Here is a 24,086-nt window from a genome sequence, read left to right on the forward strand (position 1 = left end):
ATGAATGCCAAAATTAATGAAAAAGCCAAAATTTTAATTTCAGCCTTACCTTATTTTAAAAATTTTTATAACAAAATAATGGTTATCAAATATGGTGGGCATGCTATGGTAGATGAAGAGCTTAGAAGTTTTTTTGCTCAGGACATCGTTCTTATGAAGTATGTGGGAATTCGTCCAGTAATTGTTCATGGAGGAGGACCCCAGATAAATCAAGTTATGGAAAAAATGGGACTAAAGCCAGTTTTTATTGAAGGACAAAGGGTTACTGATGAAGAAACTATGAATGTAGTTGAAATGGTTCTGGTAGGAACGGTTAACAAAGGAATAGTAAGTCTTATTAATAAAGCAGGAGGTAAAGCTGTTGGACTTTCAGGAAGAGATGGAAATTTGATAATAGCAGAAAAGATGACCCTTTACAAATATACAGGAGAGGATAGACCACCTGAGATTATTGATATAGGAAGGGTTGGAAAGGTAAAAACCATAAATCCTGAAGTTTTATACACTCTTATTGAGAACGATTTTATTCCTGTAATAGCTCCTGTAGGAGTGGGACCTGATGGTGAGGCATACAATATTAATGCAGATCTTGTAGCAGGTGCTTTAGCAGGAGCTTTGGGGTCAGAAAAGCTTATCTATCTCTCAGATGTGGAAGGTGTAAAGGATGAAAAGGGTAGTCTAATTTCAACCCTTTATGTAGATGAGATAGAAAGGCTTATAGAAAAGGGTATAGTTAAAGGTGGAATGATTCCCAAATTGAAAAGTGCAAGAAAAGCAATTTTAGCAGGTGTCAAAAAAGCACATATAATAGACGGTAGAATACCTCACAGTTTAATTATAGAACTTTTTACCGATGAAGGACTGGGCACTCAAATTTTGCAAAGGGAGGGGGTTAGCCTTGAAAAGCAAGATCCTTGAAAAAAGTTATGATCCAAAAAGAGTTGAAGAAAAATGGTATGAAATTTGGGAAAAAAGAGGATATTTTGAACCAACCTATGATCAAAACAAGCCTAAGTTTTCTATAGTGATTCCTCCTCCCAATGTTACAGGAGCACTTCATATTGGACACGCTTTGAATAATACCCTTCAAGATGTTTTAGTGAGATATAAAAGGATGGATGGTTATGATGTTTTGTGGGTTCCTGGAACTGATCATGCAGGAATAGCTACTCAGAATGTGGTGGAAAAAGAATTGGCTAAAGAGGGGCTTACCAGACATGATTTAGGAAGAGAAAAATTTTTAGAAAGGGTTTGGAAGTGGAAAGAGCAATACGGAAATAAAATTATAAATCAACTTAAAAAATTAGGAGCAAGTTGTAGCTGGAGTTATGAAAGATTTACTATGGATGAAGGTCTTTCACGAGCTGTTAGGGAGGTATTTGTAAAACTTTGGGAGGAAGGACTTATTTACAGGGGAGATTATATTATTAACTGGTGTCCAAGATGTCAAACAGCTCTTTCAGATTTAGAGGTAGAATTTGAAAGTACACAAGGAAAACTCTGGTATATAAAATATCCCTTAGAAGACAAAAGCGGATATGTAGTTGTTGCAACAACAAGACCAGAAACTATGCTTGGTGATACAGCAGTAGCAGTTCATCCTGAAGATGAAAGATATAAAGGTTTAATAGGAAAGAAATTAAAACTTCCGCTAATAGGAAGAATAATTCCTATTATTGCGGATAAAGTAGTTGATCCTGAATTTGGAACAGGTGCAGTAAAGGTGACACCTGCTCATGACTTTACAGATTTTGAAATAGCTAAAAGACATAAACTTCCTTTTGTGAAGGTTATAGATGAATTAGGCAAAATGACCGAAGAAGCAGGAGATTATGCAGGACTTGATAGATTTTCTGCAAGAAAAAGGGTAGTTGAAGATTTAAAAGCTCAAGGTCTTTTAGAAAAGGAGGAGGATTATCAGCTTGTTCTTGGGCATTGTTACAGATGTAATACAGTTATTGAACCCTTACTTTCAAAGCAGTGGTTTGTTTCAACCAAACCCCTCGCCCAGCCTGCTATTTCAGCAGTTAAGTATGGATTTATAAAGTTTATACCTGAAAACTGGGTTAATCTTTATTTTGATTGGATGAGAAATATAAGAGATTGGTGTATTTCAAGACAAATATGGTGGGGGCACAGAATCCCTGTTTGGTATTGTAATTCCTGTGGAGAAACTATAGTAAGTAAAGAAGAAAATGTAGAGGAATGTCCCAATTGTGGTTCTAAGAATTTGAAAAGAGACGAAGATGTACTTGATACTTGGTTTTCTTCAGCTCTATGGCCTTTTTCCACTCTTGGATGGCCTGAAAAAACAGAGGCACTTTCAACCTTTTATCCTACCTCAGTTCTGGTAACAAGTTTTGATATTATTTTCTTTTGGGTGGCAAGAATGATAATGATGGGACTTCACTTTATGGGACAAATTCCTTTTAGAAATGTTTATATTCATGCTTTGGTAAGAGACGAGAAAGGTCAAAAAATGAGTAAAAGCAGAGGAAATGTAATAGATCCTCTGGAAATGATAGAAAAATACGGAACGGATGCCTTAAGATTTACTTTGGTTGCCCTTGCTGCCCAAGGAAGAGATATAAAACTTTCAGAAGCCCGTATAGAAGGCTTTAGGCACTTTATCAATAAAATCTGGAACGCGGGAAGATTTGTTTTGATGAACCTTGAAGATTATACTCCAGAGGAAAAAGAGCTTAATTTTAACGAACTTCCCTTATTTTCAAAATGGATTCTTTCTGAACTTCAAAAAACTATAAAAACGACCAGAGAAAAGCTTGAGGAATTTGAGTTTGATCAAGCAGCTATGGAAATTTATCACTTTTTCTGGGATAAATTTTGCGATTGGTATTTAGAAGTAGCCAAAATATATCTTAAAGATTCAAAGCATAGAAAAAGTACTCAGAGAGTCCTTGTAAAGGTTCTTAAAGATTCTCTTAAATTGCTTCATCCTTTTATACCATTTATTACTGAAGAAATTTGGCAATATTTGCCTGAAAAAGAAACAGAACATATTATTATAGCTAAATATCCTTCTTTTGAAGAAAGATTCGTAGATGAAAAGATAGAGCATTTAGTTCAGGTTTTACAGGAGTTAATTGTAGGTATAAGAAGTATTAAGGCAGAATATAACTTGACTTTAAAAGAAAATTTAAGCATAATTTTTAAAAGTTCAGACAAAAACATTTTAGAGGTTGTCGAGGCACAAAAAGAGCCTATAAAATTTTTAGCAAAAATTTCAGATATAGAAGTTAGCAGTAATTATGAAAAGAAAAAAGGGGATATTTCTTTGGTTCTTTCAGAAGGAGAAATTTTTATAAATCTCGCAGAACTTATTGATGTTGAAAGGGAAATAAAAAGACTTGAAAAAGAAAAGGAGAAAATAGAGAAAAAGTTAGCTCAAATTGAGAAAAAGCTTGAAAATAAAGAGTTTCTTGAAAAAGCACCTAAAGAAATTGTAGAAAAGGAAAAGATGAGTTATAAAGAATTTAAAGAAAGGCTTGAAAGGATAATGCATTATCTTTCTGAATTAAAATATATAACCTGGTTTGAGAAATGTTAAATGGATTCAGATAAGCGTTATTATACTCGTTATAAGACCTATTTAGAAGGAAGGGTAGCTACAGAAAAGGGCTATATCTTTCCTGTAGGAGTTCTTGATATAAGTGCAGAAGGAGCAAGATTAAGAACTGACTCTCAACCACCTTTAGAAGAAGGAGATATTATAAGTATAGTAATAAAATGGAAATCGCCCATTAAGGCTAAAGCTGAGGTAAGATGGATTAAAAATGAAGAATTTCATGTAGAATTTGGAATAAGATTTACAGAAATGGATATGGTAAACAGAGAAGTCTTATCGTCTTTGATTTCAGAATTTGCTCTTTCCTCTCTTAGCGATATGTATACTCGTTAAGGAAGTTTTCCTTTTTTAGAATAAAAATTTTTGAAATTCCCCTTTCTTCCATAGTTACCCCAAGTAAAGTATCTACTTCTTTCATTATATTTGGATTGTGAGTTATTAGAATTATTTGGGAAGTTTTTTTAATGAGTTCAAGAAGTTTAATAAATTCAAGGGAATTTTTTTCATCTAAAAAGGCATCAACCTCATCTAATATACAAAAAGGACCAGGTTTAACTAAATAAAAAGAAATTAAAATAACGATAGCACAAAGGGTCTTTTCACCCCCGGAAAGCATGTTTATGTGTTTTAATCCCTTATGCGGAATGTTTACTCTTAATTCAAGTCCCGAACTTAATGGATTCTCTCCTGAAAGAAAAAGTTCAGCCTTTCCGCTTTTAAAAACCAAAGGGAAAATTTCATTTAATTTTTTGTTTATTTCCTCCAGAGTCTTTAAGATTCTTTCTTTTGAAATTTCCTTAATATTTTCGAGAATTTTTTTGAACTCCTTTATACTTAGTTCAAGATCTTCTTTTTGTTTTACTAAATTTTCATATCTTTGAGATACCAATTCAAACTCTTTTATACTTGCTAAATTAACCTCCTGAAACTGATTTAATAATTTTTTTGTTTCTTCAATTTTCTTTTCGAGTTCTTCAAAGTTAAAAGTTTTTTCCTCTTTTTTATTTAAAAGATTTTTATTCTCAAATCCAAGCTCTCTTAAATCTCTCTCTACAGAACTTAAGATTAAGTTAATTTCTAGAAGCTTAAGTTCTAAATTATGTTCTTCAGCACTTAACTCTTTCAATTTTTGCTCAAACTGTCTTTTTTTGCCTTCTAACTCTTTTGCTATTTTTTCTTTTTTTTCTTTTTCAATTAATAAGGCTTCTATGTTTTTTTTAATTGTTAAAATTTCTGATTGAAGCTTTTTAGTATTTTTATTGAATTTTTCCATGTTTTCCCTTATATATTCAAGCTCTTTTAGAAGGGTTTCTTCGTTAAGTTCACATTGCCTTAGAGAATTTTTTATTCTTTCTAATTCTTCTTTTAGGGAGTTTTTTCTTTTCTTCAAGTTTTCTTCTTGTGTCTGAATTTTCACTATTTCCTGCTCAAGAGAATAGATTTTTTTATTGAGATCTTCTAAATTTGAGCTTAAAAATTCTTTTTCTTTTTTAATATTTTCATATTCTTCTTTGCTTTTTTTAATTAATGTGTTTATAGCTAAGATATTTTTATTAAAGTCTTCTTTTTCTGCCTCTAAGCCTTTCTTTTTTCTTTTAAAGTCTTCTATCTTCTCTTCTATATTCTTTTTTTGTTCTTCAAGCTTTATAAAGGATATTTCTAATTTTTCTTTTTGAGATTTAAGATTTTGCAGTTCCAAATTGGTTCTGTTTATTTTTTTCTCAAGTTCCTTAAAGCTTTTTTCTACTGCCTCTTTTTTAGATTTTAATTTTTTTTCTTTTTCAAGAAATTCCTTTAACAACTCCTCTAAAGATTTGACACTTTTTAAAAGTTCTTCCTTTTCTCTTTTTAAACTGAAAATCCCCTTTTTTTCCTTTCTTATAAAGTAAATAAACCCATAGGGAGTAAAAAGTATTTTTTCTTTTTTAAGATAAATAAATCTGGGATTATTTTCGTAACTTTCTAAAATTTCTTCAGAAAAAGAATCAAATTTTTCTACAGAAAAATTTTTAATTCTTTCGGGCTTTATCCAGATTAGTACCATATTTTCTTTAAAGTTTTTTGAAATAAGGCTTTTTATTATATTTATATCCTCTATTACAGAGGCATTTAGATTTTCTTTAAATACTATCTCAAGAAGAGAAATATCTTCAGAATCCAAATTTAGATAGTTTTCTAAAGTTGGTAGGTTAAATTCTTTGGAAAGTAAAGAACCAAAGTTTGGGCTTTTTGCGAGAATTTTTTCTATAAGATTTAGCCTATCTTTTAAAGATTGAATTTGGGTTAAAATATTTTGTTTGTTTTGATTAAGTATTTCAAATTCTTCTTTGAATTTTTCGTTTTCTTCTTTAAATTTTTCTAAAGTATTTGTTAAGTTTTTAAGTTCCTTTTCTTTTTCTTCGATTAAAGAATTAAAGGTTATTCTTTCTTTTTCCAAATTTTTTAAGTTTAGGTTAAGCTCGTTTAAAATTTTTTCATTGATTTCTTCTTCTTTTTTTAAACGGGTTAACTCTTTTTCAAGAAAATTTAGTTTTTCTTCAAGTCTTTCTTTGTCTTTTTTGATCAAAAGGTATTCTTTTTCAAGGTTTTGGAATTTATTAAGTTTTTCTTTGTATAATTTCAAAGCTTTTTCCCTTTCGTTTTTAAATTCTATTAAGACTTGATTAAGCTCTTGATACTTTATTTTTAAGTCCTCTAAAGTTTTTTCTATAGAAAGACTTTCTTTATTGAGTATTTCAATCCTTTCCTTTTCATTTTCTCTTTTTAGTTTTATTTTTTCTAATTTGTAAAGCAAGTCTCTTTCTTGTTTAAGAAGGTTTTCTAAAGTTTCTTTTTGTTCGTAATAATATCTTTCTTTGGATTGTAGTTCAGTTTTTAAATCTTTTATCTTTCTTTCTGAAAGGAAAATTTCTTGATAAATTGTGTGTTCTTCTTTTTCTAAGTTTTCTATTTCTTTTTCAAGAAATTCCCTTTTTTGTAAGAGTTTCTCTTTTTTCTTTTTTATAAGTTCTTTTTCTTTTTTATTTATTTCTAAAAGGTGTAAATTTTTTTCAATAAGAAGATTTTGAAGAGTTTCCTTTAAGTTTAAATATTTTTTTGCTTCTTCTGCCTGCTTTTTCAGATGTTCGTATTGAAGTTTTACTTCATTTAAAATATCATTTAATCTTACCAGATTTTCTTCTGTTTTTTGAAGATTTTTTAAGGTATTTTCTTCTGTAACTTTTAGTTTAGATACACCTGCCAGATCTTCGAGAAAGATTTTTCTTTCTTTTGGAGAAAGTTCGATAAATTTATTTACTTCTCCTTGTTCAATAATTCCGTAGCTTTGAGGATTTACTCCCAGATCAAGAAATAAAAAATGAATATCTTTTAATCTACAAGGTTTTTGATTAATAAAAAATTCACTTTCTCCGTCTCTATAAAACCTTCTTGTAATAATTATTTCTGGGTAATCTTTATAGGCTTCTAAGAGAACTGGTTCGTGATTCAAAATAAGTTTAACTTCAGCGAAATCAACTTTTCTATCGCTATTTCCAGAGAATATAAGATCTGAAAGGTCTTTAATTCTTAGTTTTTTAGGACTTTGTTCTCCAAGAACCCATTTTATAGCATCCAATATGTTGCTTTTTCCTGCTCCGTTTGGACCAACTATAGCGGTAATTCCTGGAGAAAAAGGGATAGAAACTTTATAGGGAAAAGATTTAAAGCCGTAAATTTCTAATCTTTTGATAAACATTTAAGCACTTACAACAAATTTCCTCTATTATACCACAGAATACACAAAACAACTACCACCATCTACGATGTGATAAAAATCTTTCACTTCAAAGTGTAGATTTAAGGGTTTAAATAAATTAGATTGATTTTTATTTAAAAAATCTATTTGACTTATGTTAAACAAGTTTTTATCTTATTTGATAATTAAATTTGTGGGGGGTTAAGGTGAGGAAAATAGCTCAATTAGATGAAAAAACTAAGGAAAATAAATATGTTAGCAAATTTTTTCCACAATATGTAAGGGATAAGGTAGAAGATCCGGGTCTTGATGAAAAAATTAAACAATTAACACCGGAAAAAATAGAAAAAACTATAAATGCAGTATTAGGAAAACTTTCTGCAAGGGTAAAAGCAGCTATAGAAACTTGTATGCATTGTGGTCTTTGCGCTGATGCTTGTGCCTATTATTTATCTATGGATAAAGATCCCACTTATGCACCTGTTAGTAAGATCAAAATGACCCTCTGGGAGATGATAAAAAGAAAGGGAAAGGTAGAACCTGAATTTATAAAAGACTGTGCAAGAATTGTATTTACAGAGTGTAATATGTGTCATCGTTGCAGTATGTATTGTCCCTTTGGAATAGATATTCCTTTTTTAATAGGACAGGTAAGAAGAATTTGCTTTTTACTGGGGGTTGTTCCTTACATTTTAATGGATTATGCGTATAGTCTGATGACTACCCTTACTCAGCTCTGGATATCAGAGGCAGAATGGATTGATACTGCTCAGTGGATGGAGGAGGAAACAGCCTTGGAAATGGAAAAGATCTATATTCCCATAAGTAAAGAAGGTGCAGAAGTGCTATATGTTCCCTTAGGAACAGAACCTAAATTGGTGCCTCAGTATATAGCAGTTGTGGCTAAAATTATAAATCATGCAGGAGTAAACTGGAGTTATTCATTGCATGATTATGCCCAAGCAAGTATGTTTGTTCAGGATCAATTTACTATGCAAAGAATAGCTAAAGCAATTTTTGATGAAGCTATAAAATTAAGAGTAAAAAAATAGTAGCAACTGAATGCGGACATGCACTTCAGGGAACTTTTTTGGAAGCGCCTCCGCTTTTAGGTTATAAAAGATTACCCTTTGAAGTACTGCATGCGGTAGAATTTTACTATGAGCTTGTAAAGACAGAAAAATTAAAAATTGTAAGAAAAATTAAAGAACCTGTTACTATACATGAACCCTGTAATTTGGTTAGAAGAAAAGGAGCTGCAGAAAAGTTCAGATACCTTGTTAATAAAACATGTGAGGATTTCAGAGAACCTTATCCCAATAAAGAACACAATTTTTGCTGTGGAGCAGGAGGAGGGCCTATAGCATGTGGTCCTCCCTGGAAAAAAGTAAGAGTTGAAGGATATAAAGTAAAAGCAGAACAATTAAGGGCAACAGGAGCTAAAATAGTAATTGCTCCCTGTCATAACTGTCATACGCAGATACATGATTTAGTAAAAGCCTACAATCTTGATGTAGAAGTAAAATTTATGTGGGATATACTTTTAGAAACTACAGATATCCCTCATTAAGCCAATTTATTTACCTTTTACCAGTTTCTGAATGCAGAAGGGCTGTTGACGAATTAAAATATGGTATTATTTTAAATAGATCTCCTTTACAAATATTTTTACTGGGGGATAACCATGCCTATTTTTGAATTTAAATGTGAGGAATGTGGAGAGATTTTTGAAGAATTAGTTCTGGGAAGTAATGATGATAAAGTGGTTTGCAAAAAATGTAAAAGTCCTAAGGTCAAAAAATTGATTTCTCAAGTAGCCTTCAAATCAGGGAATAAATTCGTTAGCTCCTCAGGTTCAGCTTGTGCAACTTGTAAAGGTGGTACCTGTAGCAGTTGCCATTAAAAATAAATTTAAGATAAAAGATACCCTGTTTACCTTTCCAAGGAGTCCATAAATTTTTTTCTTTCCATGAAAGCCCTCTTTTAAGATTATGAATTTAGAAGTAAAATAACATCAAGTAAAATAGATGAAGAATGTATAAAAATATTATCTACGGTCTTTTTTTAACTCTCATAATAATCCTTTTATCAGTTTTATATATAGTTAACAAAAGTGCTCCTAAAGATTTTTTAAAGATAATTTATCTAATTAATAAAAATTATCTTTTTTTGAGTTTTTTTGCACTTTTCTGTTTTCACACCTTTGATAATTTAAGAATCTTTGTTATTGCACGATCCTTAGAATTACATTATTCTTTTTTATACGGTTATGTTATTTCTTTAATAAATACCTTTGGAGCAACAATAACCCCCTTTTGCTTAGGTGGAGAGATATTGCCTTTTTATACCTTAAAGAGAATTAAAGGAGAAATTTATAAAATAATGAGTATAGTAACCTTAAAGGGATTTTCTGGGATGGTTTTTTATGTACTCTTTTCTCCTTTTACTATTCAATCACTATTAAACAATCCCAAAGAAGCAAAAGAACTGGCAATTTTACTTTTGGTAATAATTTCTTTAGCTATTTTTTTGTTTTTTCTATGGCAGATCCTTTTCAAAGGAAATTTAAAACTGATTAATGAAGCAACTTTTATTAAAATCAAGTATACTGTTTTAAGGTATTTCGTTACCTGTAAACTCTTTTTCCAAGAAAAAAAGGGGGTTTTTTTATTAACTTTGTTTTTTAGTTTTTTGATGTATATTTCTTTGCTTTTCGTAGGGATTTTCTTGGTAAAAGCATTTAATAAAGATGTATCTATAAAAAATATATTTTTAACTCAGCTACCTCTTATTTATGCTATTTTTATGAGTCCTACCCCTGGAGGAAGTGGAGTAGGAGAATTGGGAGCACTTTATATTTTTGAAAGGTTTTTAACTCCTCAATCTGCAGGAGTGTTTGCCATACTGTGGAGATTTATAAGTCAATATTTCAGTGCCTCTATCGGGGGTATTTTATTTTTAATAATCTTAGCAAAAGACATTGCTAAAAAAAATGTTTAAAGTCTTAGATCATATAAACCCTTATTTTTACCTTGTTTTAACAAGAAACTTTTTATATCAAAAAGGGATCCTAAAGAGTTTTAAAATTCCAGTTCCTGTTATCTCTGTAGGAAATTTATCTTTTGGTGGAAGTGGAAAAACTTCTCTTGTAAGATATCTCTGTGAAAAATTATCTTCTTTTTTTAGTATAACAGTACTTTCAAGAGGATATAAAAGAAAAAGTAAAGGGACCATTATTGTTATGGAAAGGGGAAACCTCAAAACCAATTGGATTTATGCAGGAGATGAACCCTATTTGCTTGGTAAAATTTTTGAGAAAAGGGGTATAAAAGTAAATATAATAGTTGATGAAGATAGGAAAAGAGGATGTGAAAAAGCTTTAAAAGAGTTTCACACAGATTTAATTATTTTAGATGATGGATTTCAACACCAAAAGCTTAAAAGAGACCTTGATTTAGTTCTTTTAAAAAGAAAAGATTTAGAAGATAGGCTTTTCCCATTTGGAAGACTTAGAGAATCCTTAGATTCTTTGAAAAGAGCAGATGCTATAATTTTAACTTATCAAGAATACGAACCCTTTAATTTTTCCTTCCCAAACAAACCAGTTTTTAAGCTTTATAGAAAAAACTGGAAAATATTAAATATGGATTTAAAGGAAGTTAAAAATTTTAAAGATAGAGAATTTATAGCCTTTTGTGGTTTAGGAGATAATAGACAGTTTTTTGATACCTTAGAAAGACTTGGCTTAAAGATAAAAAAAAGACTTTCTTTTCCAGACCACTATCATTATAAGAATTTTAAGCTTGACCCAGAAGAAAGCTATATCACTACTTTAAAAGATGGAGTAAAATTTTCTCGGAAAGAAAATCTTTACTTATTGGATTTTGAAATAGAAGTTGAAGGGCTTGTTGAATTCATTTTAAAATTTTTGAGATATAATAATTAATTTAGAAAAATAATAAAAACAAGAAAAAAAGGAGGAAGCATGAAGTTAAAAAAAATTTTGATTATTTTTGCTATAAGTTTAAGTATTTTTTGCTTTTCAGAGGCTATCTCTTCTAAAATAAACTTTGATTTTTATACATATAAAGGGCAAAAAAATAACTTACAAAACTTTAGAGGAAAGTATGTGCTTTTAAATCTTTTTACCAGTTATTGTTCAATATGTTTAGTTGAATTAAAAACTTTAAACAAACTTAATAATACCTGCAAATCCAATAATTATGTCATTGTTTCTTTATTGGTTGATAAAGAAGGGATAAACTCTCTTTCCAAAATAATAACCTCTAATAATATTAGTTATACTGTAGGAATAGCTCCTGATAATATTTTTACGATTTTCCCAGATTTTTCTATAACCCCTACAACTTACATATTAAATCCAAATGGAAATTTAGTAGAAAAAGTAGTAGGTTATAAAGGACTGAAGGACTGGATTAAAATTTTAAACAAATATGTGAATTGCAATTAAAATTTATTAAATATTCTCATCCATAGGGTTTCTATGATAGATTTAAGGAAGCTTGAGGTATTTCTTAAGGTTTACGAAACTCGGAGTTTTTCTAAAGCTTCAAAAGAGCTATACCTTACTCAACCAACTATAACTCTTCATATAAAAGATTTAGAAGAAAGTCTTGGAGTTACATTACTTAACCGCAATACGAGAAAAGTAGTGCCAAGTAAGGCTGGAAGGGTGGTATATGAATATGGTAAAGAAATAGTAAAACTTTTAAAAGAAATGGAAAAAGAGCTTGAGGCGTATAAAGAAGAAAAGAGGAAAGTGATAGAAATAGGTGGTAGCACTATTCCTGGTCAATATATTCTTCCTAAGCTTATAAAAGATTTTAGAGAAGAAAATCCAGAAGTGTCCGTCTTTTTAAAAGTAGGAGATAGTAAAGAAATAACAGAAAGAGTTATCAAAGGAGATTTAGATCTTGGCATGGTAGGAGCGGTATATAAAAATAAGGAATTAGTATATGTGCCCTGCTATGAAGATGAAATAGTTTTAATAGCTCCTTCTGATTTTCCTAAGGATAAGATAAGTTTGGAAGAACTCTATGATATTCCTTTAATAAAAAGGGAAGAAGGTTCAGGTACCTGGAAAAATGCAATAGAAAATTTGCAGAATAAAGGTTTAGACATTTTAAAATTAAAAATTATAGGAGAAATGGGTTCAACAGAGGCAGTCAAAGAAGCAGTAAAATTTGGACTTGGATGCGGTTTTGTTTCCTCTTTTGCAATAGAACTGGAAAAAAAAATTAGGTCTTTTAAAAATAATTGAAATAGAAAATGTTCTAATAAAAAGAAAGTTTTATCTTATTTACTCAAGAATAAGAAAATTAACTTCTTCAGAAGAAAAGTTCATAAAATTTGTAAAAAAGCAGTTAATCTGAGTTAAAACCAATAAGCCCAGCACCTAAAGCTCCAAGAAACTGAGGATATTTAGGAATGATAATAGGCATTTTAATTTCTTTTTCAATGAAAGCTTTTAATAGTTCATTATAGGCGCATCCTCCTGCAATAATTATGTCTTTTTCAAAAGAAACTCTTTTTAACATGCTTACTATTCTTTGGGAAATTGAGTAGTGCACAGCTTTTAAAATTTCTCTTCTCTTAATTCCTTTAGCAATCATTGAAATAACCTCTGATTCTGCAAAAACAGTGCACACGCTGTTTATTTTGACACTAAGTTCTGTATCTACAGGAAAATCTTTCACATCTTCTAAAGTATAACCAAGGGTTTTTACCATTATTTCCAAAAATCTACCTGTGCCTGCAGAACACTTATCATTCATTTCAAACTTTATGATCTTTCCTTCTTCATTAAGCCTTATAATTTTGGTATCCTGTCCCCCAATATCTATAATCGTTCTAACTGAAGGATAAATATACTTTGCTCCCACTGCAAAAGCTTTTATTTCTGTAAGATCAGTTATATTGAAATCTTTCAAATTTTGGCTGATCAGCTTTCTTCCATAACCCGTAGCTATAACCTTATCAGGCTGAAATTTTTTGACAAAGAAAAGACACTTTTCTAAAGGATTGTATGAAGTTTCAGTAATTTCAAAAACCGTAGGTTTTTTATCTTCAATTAAAACGCATTTAATATAGGTTGAGCTAATATCAAGACCAAGGACTTTCATTTTTACATCTTTAAAGTTTCTATAAAAGCTTCTATTCTGTTTCTTAATTGGGCAAGGTCTTCCATACTGTAATCGGTTTCTATCTTAAGATAAGGAAAATCAACTTTTCTTTCAACTTTATAAGATTCAAACATGTAAGGTGTACAGAACTGTAAGGAATAGTGAATAACTCCGTCTACTTTTTGGGAGGAAAACAAATTTTTAATATCTTCTATTCTTTCGTCATTGGGTGTAAAGCAGGCACAGTGTGTAAGAAGATATCTTTCTGCAATTTTTTCAAGAGCTTCTTCTACAGAAGAAAAATTTTCATCTATCAAACTATAATAATATCTCTTTCCCACACAGGATTCTTCTCCCACAACCACTGCTCCACTTGTTTCTATTAAGTGATGAAGCTTCCAGTTTGGCAAAGCAAAGGGGCATCCTGAAACGAGAATTCTCGGAGTGCCCTTGGGAAAAACCCCAATACCCTTTTTTACTCTTTCTTCCAGCTCATCGCAAAGCTCATTAACCTTTTGAGTAAATCTTACAGGATCATCATAAAAAGCTATCTGTTGAATAAGCAAGGCATCGAGTCCGGAGATGGGGGCTGGATCAAAAGCTCTTAGTTTTTCAAGTCTTGCAAGAGCCTTTCTTTTTTCATTAGCAATTGAAATACCCTTTTTAAGCGCCTCTAAGGTAATCTCTTTTTGAGTAAGTTTTTCCATATGTTCTTTAAATTTTTTGACCTCATTCAGATATAATTTTCTTGCCTCAATTGATTTAGTATGAGGTACTTCCATCACATAAACCTTGCCTGTAATTTCTTGGAGAGCTTCATAGGCTTTTTTCTTTCCATCACAGGTTGTTTCCCCAACAAGTAAATCACAGCATCTTATGTAAGGGCACACACTGGTTAACTCAAATCCCATAAAAGCCTTTATAAGGGCGCAACTGTTTTTATGTATATATTTTTCTGCCTCATCAAATCCAACTTCAGCCCCAGCACATAGTCCAACACATATTCCATCCAGAGCAAGAATTATCTCCTCAGGAACATATACACAGAAAGCTCCAATTACTTTTCTTCCCTCATTTTTGGCATTCACAAGCTCCTCAATCCTCAATCCGTGTGCTTCAGATATAACAAAGTCAAAATATTTCATCCCCTCAGGTCTATTTTTTTGAGAAAGATAGATGTTTTTGTAAAACTCAGAAAGAGTGTTAAGTAACACTTCATGAGCTTTTAAATCAAGTTCAAGGTCTTTCCACATTTCAGTATAGTCCTTTGGCATAGAGTCCTCCTGGAAAAGATTTTTTTAAAATTAGCATTTTTAAAATTAGCATTATAAAAAGGTAAAATCAAATAGATAATTTAAATTAATAGTTTAAAGATTATTTAAAAAATAAATAAGAGACTAAGGAAGGACTTTTACAGTAGGGCAATGATTTTTTGGATTTTTGACCTCTCCTATAAGAAAGACTTTTAATCCTTTTTCTTTTGTTTTTGCCTCAAAAAGTTCTTTTTTTTCTGGAGGAACAGCTATCAAAAAACCTCCAGAAGTTTGAGCGTCACAAAGTAAAATTTGTTCGTTTTCTGAAATACTTGGGTGAAAATTTATATATTTTTTACAAAAATTTAGATTATTGTAATCTCCCTCAGGAATTATGCCCATTTCAACAAAATCCTTAGCTTTTTCAAAATAAGGAATTTTGTGGGCATATATGATTAAGTCTTTTTTACTTGCAATTGCCATCTCAAGGGCGTGTCCCAGAAGTCCAAATCCTGTAATATCTGTTGCAGCTTTAATTTCAAGTTTTATTAGAACTTCAGCTATTTTATCGTTAAGCTCTGTCATAGTATTTATCATAATTTTATAAATGTCGCTTTCTTTAGAAATGAGCCCTCCTTTATAAGCAGTAATGAGAATGCCTAATCCAAGAGGTTTAGAAAGATATAGAAGATCTTTATCTTTTGCGTTTTTATTGGTTATAATTTTTTCTGGATGAACGATTCCGAGAACAGCAAGTCCATACTTAGGTTCTGGATCATCAACGCTGTGTCCACCCACAAGAAGCGCACCGGCTTCTTTTATTTTGGAAAGTCCCCCTTTTAAAATACTTTTTAATACTTCTTTTGGTATACCTTCTTTTGGGAAACAGATAAGATTTATAGCTAAAAGAGGTTTTCCTCCGCATACATATACATCTGAAAGAGAATTAGCAGCAGCAATCTGTCCAAAGACAAAAGGATCATCTACTACAGGAGTAAAAAAATCTGCTGTAAATATAAGAGCTATATCTTTGTTAAGCTTGAAAATTCCTGCATCAGCTCCGTATTCAAAGCTTTGAATTAAGTCTGGATGAACTGGAAGTTCAAGTTCTTGTAATATTTCCGCAAGAAACTCCTGCGGTAGTTTTGCTGCTCAACCGGAGGCTTTAGTCATTTGGGTAAGTTTAATCTCTTGCACATTCACTAGGGTCGCCCTTTATCTTTTCTATAGCATGTTTGATTATAGGAATCAATTTTGGGAAGATTTCTTTTATAGCCTTAGGGCTTCCCGGAAGATTTATTATTAGAGTTTTCTTTCTTATTCCAGCTGTTCCTCTTGTTAAAGCAGCCATCGGAGTTATAGGATAACTTATATACCTTATATATTCAGGAATTCCTGGGATTTCTTTTTCTATAACAGCTTTAGTTGCCTCAGGAGTAACATCTCTCGGGAAAACACCTGTCCCACCTGTAGTTAAAATTAAATCAAGATTCTCCTTATCAACCCAATTTTTTAGAGTTTCTACAATTTGAGATCGTTCGTCTGGAATAATCTTATATTTTAAGACATTCCATTCCTGAGATTCAGACAGTTCTTTTAAGATTTTTCCTGAGAGATCCTCTCTTTCTCCTTTGCTTCCTTTGTCACTAAGTGTAAGTATTCCAACTTTTATCATTTGGTCTCCTTTTCTTTAGCTTCTTTACTTTCAGCAATTATTTTTTCAGCTATAAATGGAGGAGCTTCTTCATAGTGGGAAAACTTTGCGGTAAAATAACCCCTTCCTGCAGTAATTCCTTGAAGAGTTACTACATAATTTTGAATTTCAGCCATAGGGGCAAGAGCTCTTATTTTCGTGCGTTTACCTTCTTTTTCCAGATTTAAAACTCTTCCTCTTCTTGCATTTAAATCTCCCACTACATCTCCCACATTCTCATCAGGCACAAATATTTCAAGCTCTACATACGGTTCTAAAAGAACGGGATTGGCTTGTTCTATTCCTTTTTTAAAACAATGGAATGCAGCAATTTTAAAGGCAAGGTCTGAGGAATCTACTTCGTGAGATTTTCCATCATAAAACTGGACTTTTACATCTACTACAGGATATCCTGCCAAAGGACCTTTTTCCATAGCCTCCTTTACACCCTTCTCAACAGCAGGAACATAATTTCTTGGAACATTCATACCTGTGAGGGTTTCTATAAATTCAAAACCTTTTCCTCTTTCTAAAGGAAAGATGTTGAAATGAACCTCAGCAAACTGCCCCCTTCCACCCGTCTGTTTTTTATGTCTATAAATTACACTTTGAACAGGTTTTTTAATGGTTTCTCTATAGGGAATTTTTGGAGTAGTAAGTTTTACTTTAACTCCGTATTTTTCCCTTAGTTTTTCTACAGTTTTTTCAATATGAGGAAGTCCCACTCCTGAAATCAAAAGTTCTCTTGTTTCTTCTTCTCTTTTAAATACTATAGATGGGTCTTCTTCTTTTACTTTGGAAATGGCTCCACTTATTTTATCTTCGTCTGCTCTTGTTTCAGGATGAAGAGCCATGGTGAGCATAGGAAAAGGCATTTCAGGAATACCAAAATTTACAGAAATAGGTGAGTTTGAAAATGTGCTTCCAGTTGTTAAACTTTCAACCTTAGAAAATACAATTATTTCTCCTTTACCAACCTCTTTAACTTGTTCTAAAGAGTCTCCTCTTGGTATAAATATCTGGGTATATTTTTCCTCTTTTCCATTAGAGAGATATACTACTCCATCTGAAGTAAAACTTCCTGCAAAAATTCTTCCATAGGAAAGTTTCCCCGCGTAAGGATCTATGTAGTTTTTAAAAATAAATCCAATAACTGGATGATCTATATTTTCTTTTTCAAGTTTTAACTTATAAGAAGGGGCAAGAGATGAGACATATTCAAGAAAGGCTATTAATCCAGCTCCGGTTTTTGCAGAACCTGCAAAGGCAAAATTTATTTTTCCAGCTTTAACAGCTTCTTTTAATCCAATTAAAAGTTCCTCTTTTTCAAGTTCCCCTTTTTCTAAATATTTTTCTATAAGTTCATCAGAGCTTTCAGCAGCAGCTTCCATAAGCTTTTCTTTTATTTCTGCAATTTTCCCTTTAAACTTTTCAGGGGCTTCTTGATATTTGACTTTAGATCCCTCTTCTACAAAAAGTTTCTCTTCTATAAGATCTAACAGAGAAAAACCGTTAGAATCTTTAAATGCATAAGTGATAGGAATTTGGGAAATTTCTAAAGAATTATTTAGGTTAGACAAAGTCTCTTCAATATTAGATTTTTCAAAATCATCAATTTTATTTAGAAATACAAATATAGGGACACCTTCTTCTTTTGCAAAATCAACAACGCGGACATTGTGATACTTTAAAGGAGAGGTGGTATCAATTAAAAGAATGGCAGCATCAGCCACCTTTAATGCCCATTTGACCTCACCTATAAAATTTTCGTCTCCTGGTGTATTTAAAAGATAAAAGGGAATATTTTTGTATTTTAAACCGTATATCTTTAAGTAATAAAAAGGTTCTTTCTTTGGATTTTTGATAGTTTCTCCACAAAGCTTGCAAAGTGTTTCGCAGAAAGTTGCTTTTCCTGATTCAGTTTGACCTAAGATAGCTAATACTTTTGGCTCCATAATTCTGACCTCCTTTTGTTTGGTGACATTATTTTTAGAATAAAAAAATTTGAAAAATAAGTCAAGAGCTTGTAAAAATTGTGTTTGAACTTGACAAAATTAAAATGTGTTATTAAATTTAGAGACAACAAAAATTAGGAGGGGAAGGTGCCACATCACAAATCAGCGGAAAAAGCACTTAGGCAAAGTGAAAAAAGAAGATTAAGAAATAAGGCGTTTAAAAGCAGAGTAAAAACAGAAATAAAGAAATTTTTGAACTATTTGCAAGCAGGGGATTTAGAAAAGGCCGAAGCTCAATTAAGAGTGGCTCAAAGTTTACTTCATAAAGGAGTAAGTAAAGGTATTTTCCATTGGAAAAAAGCCTCCAATAAAATATCTAAACTATTTCAAAAGTTAAATCAAGCTAAAGCTCAAACTACTACCTCATAATAAGGGGGATGTAGCTCAGCGGGAGAGCGCCGGAATCGCACTCCGGAGGTCGGGGGTTCGAATCCCCTCATCTCCAAGTAGCTGGAATTGTTGTTAAAAGTAGAAAAAGTAGAATATAATGTTATTATTATATTGCTAAAAATTTAAGATATTAACACTAAAGAGAGGAAACAAAAATGAAGGTAAAAGAGCTTGAAAAAGAATTGGTCTACAAATCTCAGCATGTCTATACAAAAATAGACAAAGAAGAAAAAAAGATTCTGGAAGTTTTATCTGAGGAATATATAGACTTTCTTTCAAAAGCAAAAACAGAAAGAGAAACTGTAGATTTTGCTAAAGAACTTCTTGACAAAGAAGGATTTAAAGAAAACGAGCTTGAAAAGGGATATTTCATCTATAAAAATAAATTTTTAGCTTGTTGGAAATTAGGAAAAAATCCAATTACAGAAGGTTTAAGAATAATTGTAAGTCATATAGATACTCCAAGACTTGATTTGAAACTTCATCCCCTTTTTGAGGATACAGACCTCGCCTTTTTAAAAACCCACTACTATGGAGGGATTAAAAAATATCATTGGGTTTCTAAACCCTTAGCTCTACACGGAATTGTAGCCAAAAAAGACGGAAGGATAGTTAAAATTGTTATAGGAGAGGATAAAAGAGATCCTGTTTTTACAATATGCGATCTTCTTCCTCACCTTGCAAAGAAAATCCAGGCTGAAAAGAAACTTTCAGAAGCTATAGTAGGAGAGAAACTCAATGTTTTAGTAGCAGGTATTCCGTTAGAAAAAGATGAAAAAGATGAAAAAGAAGTTAAAGAAAAAATAAAGCTTAACTTTTTAAGGTTAATTTATGAAAAATACGGTATTAAGGAGGAAGATTTTGTATCTGCAGAACTTTATGTGGTGCCAGCTGGTTCTGCTCGTGAGGTCGGGCTTGATAGAGCCTTTATAGGAGGATATGGGCAGGACGATAGAATCTGTGCCTTTACTTCTTTAAAAGCCTTTTTAGAAATAGAAAACCCAGAATATACTAACCTCATTTTATTTATGGACAGAGAAGAAATAGGCTCTGAAGGTAATACCTCAGCTAAAAGCAGAATTTTTGAAGGTATTATCTATAATCTTATAAAAAAAGTAGGGTTTTCTCCTTCAGCAGATACCTTTTTTAACATAATGGCTAAAACAAAAGCTATTTCTGCTGATGTTACAGCTGGAATAGATCCCAATTATATAGAGGTTCACGACAAATTAAATGATGCTAAACTTGGTTTTGGAATAGCAGTTAGCCGATATACAGGACATGGGGGAAAATATTTAGCAAGTGAAGCCCACGCTGAATTCTTAGCATGGCTTCTTAAAATATGGGATGAAAATAGTGTAGTGTATCAAGTTTGCTCTATGGGAAAAGTTGATGAAGGCGGAGGTGGAACAGTAGCTAAGTATTTTGCTTCTTATGGAATGGACATAGTTGATGCTGGACCGCCACTTCTTTCTATGCATTCTCCTTTTGAAATCGCTCATAAGGCTGACCTTTATATGACCTATAAAGCATATAAAACCTTTTTAAAAGCTTGATAAAGAATGTCTTTAAAAGAAGGGGATTATGTCTTACTTTTAACTCCTGATGAAAAATCCTATCTTGTTGAAATAAAGGATTTAAACTTTCACACTCACAAAGACTATTTAAACTTAAAAGAGCTAATAGGTAAAAATTACGGAGAAACTGTATTTGGAAAAAAAGGAGAAAAGTTTTACCTTTTAAAACCGACTATTTATGACTTTTTAATTAAAATAGAGCGAATAACTCAAATTGTCTATCCCAAGGATATAGGATATATACTTTTAAAGCTTGATATAGGTCCTGGAAAGACAGTTCTTGAATGCGGAGGAGGCTCAGGTGCTTTGACTTCTGCATTTGCCTATATGGTTGGCGAAGAAGGAAAGGTCATTTCTTATGAAAAAGAGGCTAAATTTCAAGAGGTTGCCAAAAAAAATCTCAAAAAACTGGGGATTTCTCATAGAGTCATTTTTAAGAATGTAGAAGTTTTGGAAGGCTTCGAAGAAAAAGAGGTTGATGCTGTTTTTCTTGACTTAAAAACTCCCTGGGAGCTCATAAAAGGTGCTTGGGAAGCTTTAAAAAGTGGTCATCCTCTTGGTATCCTTGTTCCAACGGCAAATCAAGTATCTAAGTGCCTGTCAGAAATTGAGAAATATCCCTTTGTAGATGTAGAAGTAGCAGAAATACTTTTAAGAAAGTATAAAACCAATCCAGAAAGATTTCGTCCAGAAGATAGAATGGTTGCTCATACGGGATATCTAATTTTTGCTAAAAAGATTTCTGAAAAATAATAATGCCAGTTCTGATAAAGCTTACTTCTAAAAAGTTACTTTCAGAAAAAGAAGTTAAAGAAATAGAGAAAAAGGTTGAAAAAGCTTTAAAATACTTGAAACTTTCAAAAAAAGAAGTATCTATAGTTTTCACCAATAATAGACACATTAAAAAGCTTAACTTTCAATACCTTGGAAGATCATATCCTACAAATGTTTTAGCCTTTCCTTTTGGCAGAGAAAGAAAATTGGTTTCTAATGTTTTAGGAGAGATTATTATTTCAGTGGAAAAAGCAAGGAAAGAAGCGGAGATATATCAACTTGATTTTAAAAATTATCTTCTTTTGCTTTTAATTCACGGTCTTTTTCATCTTTTAGATTATGATCACGAAAAAGGTTGGTTTTCCCCTTTTCTTATGCTTAAAAATGAGCTAAATTTATTTAATAAACTTGGATTTAAAAAGGGCAAAAAAGAGGTTATAAATTTTATTAAAAGGAGGGAGTATATGCCTGCAAAACTTGCAGTAAATGTAGATCATGTAGCTACAGTAAGAGAAGCAAGAAAAACCTATTATCCTGATCCTGTTCATGCAGCAGTTCTTGCTGAACTTGGGGGTGCTGATGGAATTGTTGTTCACTTAAGACTTGATAGAAGACACATAAAAGAGAGAGATGTTAGGATTATAAAAGAAATTGTAAAAACTAAGCTTATTTTAGAAATGGCTATTGATGAAGAACTGATTAAATTTGCTAAAGAGGTAAAACCTTATCAGGTTACTTTAGTTCCTGAAAGATTAGAAGAAGTAACTACAGAGGGGGGTATGAATTTAGAAGGAAGGATTGATGAGGTTAAAAAGGCGGTAGAGGAGTTGAATAGAGCCGGAATAAAAGTAAGCTTATTTTTAAATCCCGATGAAAAAACTATAAAGCTTGCTAAAAAGACCGGAGCTCAGATTGTGGAAATTCACACGGGAATTTATGCTGAAGCTGAAACTGAAGAGAAAAGAGAAGAAGAGCTTAATAAAATAGAGATTTCTGCAAGACTTGCTAAAGACCTTGGATTTGAGGTACATGCTGGGCATGGATTAAATTACGAAAATATAGGACCTGTTGCTGCAATCCCTCAAATAGAAGAGTTTAGTATAGGACATAGCATTATTTCAAGAGCCATTTTTGTAGGAATGAAAGAGGCAGTAAAAGAAATGAAAGAATTAATTTTGAGGGCAAGGGGGTAAATAAAAATTCTTAATAGGAAATTGCTTTATTAAGTTTACTAATTCTTCTAATGAAAATGTTTCTGTGCTAAAAACAATTATAATTTCGCTGTCTTGCGTTTCCAAAACTGGTATAATTACAGCCTTATAATTTTCTTTTTCGTAAAGTCTTGCTCCCAAATCATCTATTTGTAAAGGTTTTAATTCACTTTCAGAAAATCCTGTTAAAGCAAAAAGTAACGATTTCCAATTGTTAATAAGTCCTTTTCCTTTATACAAACGAACTTTAAAATTTCCCTTTGCACTTTTATAAGTTCTTCTTTCTATAAATATATTTCCAAAAAAGCCTACATATTCTATCTTTACTGGTTTTGCTTCAAAACCTTTAACATCAATAAAAAATTTGGCAGTATTTAAAAAGGGATCAGTTTGGCAGCTTTCAGAAGAAATACTCATATCATAAGAAAAAGAGTGCTCAAAGCTTATAAAAATTAGCGTTAAGAAAAGTAGAAAAAACCTTTTTATCATTTCTCTTTTAAAGGTTTGACTTTCAAAGTAAAGCCTTTCTTTTCTATTACTATTACCTTTGTTCCCTTGGGGATGTATTCGTCTGAAATAGCTTTCCATATTTCACCTTCTACAAATATTTTTCCTTCTTTTGGTCCAATATCCTCTATAACATTTCCTATTTTATTAATAAGAGCCTCTTTTCCTGAAACAGGCTTTTTTCTAATAGTTTTTACAGCTAAGTAGGTTATGCCAGCTAAGGTTGCAGAAATAGTTAAAATTACGGTGTATAAGAAAGGTTGGTAGACTCTTAAAGAAGGTGGGTTCTTACCAAAAAGCATAAGAGAACCTAAAAGAAGGCAAATTGTTCCTCCAAGGGCAAGAAGTCCGTGAGAAGTTACTTGTGTTTCAAGGAAAAAAAGAATTCCACTTAATATGATAAGAGCAAGTCCTGCATAATTTACAGGTAATATACTTAAACCTACTAAAGCCAGAATAAGGCAGATTGCTCCTACTACTCCTGGAAAGATTGTTCCAGGATGAGAAAATTCAAAGTAAAGACCGACAAGCCCCAGCATTAAAAGAAAATAAACTAAATTTGGATTGGTTAAAATTTTTAAAAGCTTGGTTTTAAAATCTTCTTTGATTTCTTTAATTTCGGCATTCTTTAATTTAAGAGGAACTTTTTCCTCATCTATTAAAACTGTTTTTCCGTGGGCTTTATTTAAAAGATCGTTAAGGTCTTTTGCTACTACTTCTATTACGCCTAATTTTAGAGCTTCTGTTTCTGTTATGCTTTTGCTTTCTTTCACGGCTTCTTCTGCGAATTTTTCATTTCTTTTTCTCATTTGGGCAATGTTTTTAGCCCAAGCAACAAGATCGTTGGTGATTTTTTCCATTATTTTTTCGTCAGCTTTTCCTGTAAGTTCTATAGGGTGTGCAGCACCTACATGGGTTCCAGGAGCCATAGCTGCTAAATGAGAAGCAAGAAGTATAAATGTTCCTGCTGAAGCTGCTCTTGCACCAGAAGGACTTACGTATACTATAACAGGGACTCTACTTTTTAAAATTTCTTTTACAATTTCTCTTGTTGATTCTACTAATCCACCAGGAGTATCTAACTCTACGATCAAAGCCTGGGCATTTTCTCTGTTTGCTAAATCAATGCTATATATCAGAAAATTAGCAATAACTGGAGTAATAGGAGCATCGATTTTAACCACAAAAACCTTGTTTTCTT

General features: G+C 31.7%; 22 protein-coding genes and 1 tRNA gene. 15 read left to right on the forward strand and 8 right to left on the reverse strand.

Annotation, left to right across the window (positions count from 1 at the left end; translation table 11 throughout):
- Genes argB through ACLGLP_RS05520 form a run of 3 tightly spaced genes read left to right on the forward strand, consistent with a single transcriptional unit; the run spans window position 1 to window position 3,919 of the window.
- Entirely contained in the window at window positions 1–918 is a 918-nt protein-coding gene (gene argB, locus ACLGLP_RS05510; protein ID WP_492112279.1) for an acetylglutamate kinase, read from the forward strand.
- Window positions 854–3,568, forward strand: coding sequence for a valine--tRNA ligase (locus tag ACLGLP_RS05515; RefSeq protein WP_492112280.1), 2,715 nt, complete (start codon window positions 854–856; stop codon window positions 3,566–3,568). The genes argB and ACLGLP_RS05515 overlap by 65 nt, the downstream gene beginning before the upstream one ends.
- On the forward strand, window positions 3,569–3,919 hold the full coding sequence (locus ACLGLP_RS05520) for a PilZ domain-containing protein (RefSeq protein ID WP_492112281.1): 351 nt from the start codon (window positions 3,569–3,571) through the stop codon (window positions 3,917–3,919). It begins immediately after the preceding gene.
- On the opposite strand, the gene ACLGLP_RS05525 is transcribed toward ACLGLP_RS05520, so the two are convergent.
- Window positions 3,897–7,322, reverse strand: a complete 3,426-nt coding sequence (locus ACLGLP_RS05525) for an AAA family ATPase (protein ID WP_492112282.1) — start codon at window positions 7,320–7,322, stop codon at window positions 3,897–3,899. The genes ACLGLP_RS05520 and ACLGLP_RS05525 overlap by 23 nt on opposite strands.
- A gap of 206 nt (window positions 7,323–7,528) precedes the next feature.
- On the opposite strand from ACLGLP_RS05525, the gene ACLGLP_RS05530 reads away from it, so the two are divergent.
- The 7 genes from ACLGLP_RS05530 to ACLGLP_RS05560 all read left to right on the forward strand — a co-directional run bounded on the left by ACLGLP_RS05530 (window position 7,529) and on the right by ACLGLP_RS05560 (window position 12,603).
- Window positions 7,529–8,374, forward strand: coding sequence for a 4Fe-4S dicluster domain-containing protein (locus ACLGLP_RS05530; protein WP_492112283.1), 846 nt, complete (start codon window positions 7,529–7,531; stop codon window positions 8,372–8,374).
- Between the two features lie 38 nt (window positions 8,375–8,412).
- Window positions 8,413–8,892: a (Fe-S)-binding protein gene (locus ACLGLP_RS05535; protein WP_492112284.1), complete on the forward strand. Its 480-nt coding sequence runs from the start codon at window positions 8,413–8,415 to the stop codon at window positions 8,890–8,892.
- 114 nt (window positions 8,893–9,006) lie between these two features.
- A complete protein-coding gene (locus ACLGLP_RS05540; RefSeq protein ID WP_492112285.1) occupies window positions 9,007–9,225 on the forward strand; it encodes an FmdB family zinc ribbon protein in 219 nt (72 codons plus the stop codon).
- Window positions 9,226–9,356: 131 nt separating this feature from the next.
- Entirely contained in the window at window positions 9,357–10,322 is a 966-nt protein-coding gene (locus tag ACLGLP_RS05545) for a flippase-like domain-containing protein (RefSeq protein ID WP_492112286.1), read from the forward strand.
- Window positions 10,315–11,268 (forward strand): tetraacyldisaccharide 4'-kinase, encoded by a 954-nt coding sequence (gene lpxK, locus ACLGLP_RS05550; protein WP_492112287.1) that lies wholly within the window; start codon window positions 10,315–10,317, stop codon window positions 11,266–11,268. The genes ACLGLP_RS05545 and lpxK overlap by 8 nt, the downstream gene beginning before the upstream one ends.
- 39 nt (window positions 11,269–11,307) lie before the next feature.
- Window positions 11,308–11,793 carry a TlpA family protein disulfide reductase gene (locus tag ACLGLP_RS05555; protein WP_492112288.1) on the forward strand — a complete coding sequence of 162 codons (486 nt, stop codon included), beginning with the start codon at window positions 11,308–11,310 and terminating at the stop codon, window positions 11,791–11,793.
- Between the two features lie 33 nt (window positions 11,794–11,826).
- The gene (locus ACLGLP_RS05560; protein WP_492112289.1) at window positions 11,827–12,603 is read left to right on the forward strand and encodes a selenium metabolism-associated LysR family transcriptional regulator; all 777 of its coding nucleotides are present in this window, start codon (window positions 11,827–11,829) and stop codon (window positions 12,601–12,603) included.
- A 103-nt stretch (window positions 12,604–12,706) separates the two neighbouring features.
- On the opposite strand, the gene ACLGLP_RS05565 is transcribed toward ACLGLP_RS05560, so the two are convergent.
- From ACLGLP_RS05565 to ACLGLP_RS05585, 5 genes are all read right to left on the reverse strand, one after another.
- Window positions 12,707–13,465 (reverse strand): acyl-CoA dehydratase activase, encoded by a 759-nt coding sequence (locus ACLGLP_RS05565; RefSeq protein ID WP_492112290.1) that lies wholly within the window; start codon window positions 13,463–13,465, stop codon window positions 12,707–12,709.
- A gap of 2 nt (window positions 13,466–13,467) precedes the next feature.
- Entirely contained in the window at window positions 13,468–14,739 is a 1,272-nt protein-coding gene (locus ACLGLP_RS05570; RefSeq protein ID WP_492112291.1) for a double-cubane-cluster-containing anaerobic reductase, read from the reverse strand.
- Window positions 14,740–14,862: 123 nt separating this feature from the next.
- Window positions 14,863–15,915, reverse strand: coding sequence for a selenide, water dikinase SelD (selD, locus tag ACLGLP_RS05575; protein ID WP_492113736.1), 1,053 nt, complete (start codon window positions 15,913–15,915; stop codon window positions 14,863–14,865).
- Window positions 15,902–16,393: a MogA/MoaB family molybdenum cofactor biosynthesis protein gene (locus ACLGLP_RS05580; RefSeq protein WP_492112292.1), complete on the reverse strand. Its 492-nt coding sequence runs from the start codon at window positions 16,391–16,393 to the stop codon at window positions 15,902–15,904. The genes selD and ACLGLP_RS05580 overlap by 14 nt, the downstream gene beginning before the upstream one ends.
- Complete coding sequence (locus tag ACLGLP_RS05585; protein WP_492112293.1) at window positions 16,390–18,366, reverse strand: elongation factor G; 1,977 nt, start codon at window positions 18,364–18,366, stop codon at window positions 16,390–16,392. The genes ACLGLP_RS05580 and ACLGLP_RS05585 overlap by 4 nt, the downstream gene beginning before the upstream one ends.
- 147 nt (window positions 18,367–18,513) lie before the next feature.
- Between ACLGLP_RS05585 and rpsT the strand changes: the two genes are divergently transcribed.
- The 5 genes from rpsT to ACLGLP_RS05610 all read left to right on the forward strand — a co-directional run bounded on the left by rpsT (window position 18,514) and on the right by ACLGLP_RS05610 (window position 22,360).
- Entirely contained in the window at window positions 18,514–18,795 is a 282-nt protein-coding gene (rpsT, locus tag ACLGLP_RS05590) for a 30S ribosomal protein S20 (protein WP_492112294.1), read from the forward strand.
- Window positions 18,796–18,799: 4 nt separating this feature from the next.
- A tRNA-Ala gene (locus tag ACLGLP_RS05595) sits at window positions 18,800–18,871 on the forward strand.
- Window positions 18,872–18,971: 100 nt separating this feature from the next.
- The gene (locus tag ACLGLP_RS05600) at window positions 18,972–20,372 is read left to right on the forward strand and encodes an aminopeptidase (protein ID WP_492112295.1); all 1,401 of its coding nucleotides are present in this window, start codon (window positions 18,972–18,974) and stop codon (window positions 20,370–20,372) included.
- Between the two features lie 6 nt (window positions 20,373–20,378).
- Window positions 20,379–21,146, forward strand: a complete 768-nt coding sequence (locus ACLGLP_RS05605; protein ID WP_492112296.1) for a tRNA (adenine-N1)-methyltransferase — start codon at window positions 20,379–20,381, stop codon at window positions 21,144–21,146.
- 2 nt (window positions 21,147–21,148) lie between these two features.
- A complete protein-coding gene (locus ACLGLP_RS05610) occupies window positions 21,149–22,360 on the forward strand; it encodes a pyridoxine 5'-phosphate synthase (RefSeq protein WP_492112297.1) in 1,212 nt (403 codons plus the stop codon).
- Here ACLGLP_RS05610 and ACLGLP_RS05615 read toward each other — a convergent pair.
- Both ACLGLP_RS05615 and ACLGLP_RS05620 read right to left on the reverse strand, forming a co-directional pair.
- Window positions 22,337–22,867, reverse strand: coding sequence for a hypothetical protein (locus tag ACLGLP_RS05615; RefSeq protein ID WP_492112298.1), 531 nt, complete (start codon window positions 22,865–22,867; stop codon window positions 22,337–22,339). The two genes, ACLGLP_RS05610 and ACLGLP_RS05615, sit on opposite strands and share 24 nt — an antisense overlap.
- Window positions 22,864–24,069 (reverse strand): NfeD family protein, encoded by a 1,206-nt coding sequence (locus ACLGLP_RS05620; protein ID WP_492112299.1) that lies wholly within the window; start codon window positions 24,067–24,069, stop codon window positions 22,864–22,866. The genes ACLGLP_RS05615 and ACLGLP_RS05620 overlap by 4 nt, the downstream gene beginning before the upstream one ends.
- Between the last annotated feature and the right edge of the window lie 17 nt (window positions 24,070–24,086).

This window comes from Caldimicrobium sp. SLHALR3 (assembly GCF_058692735.1).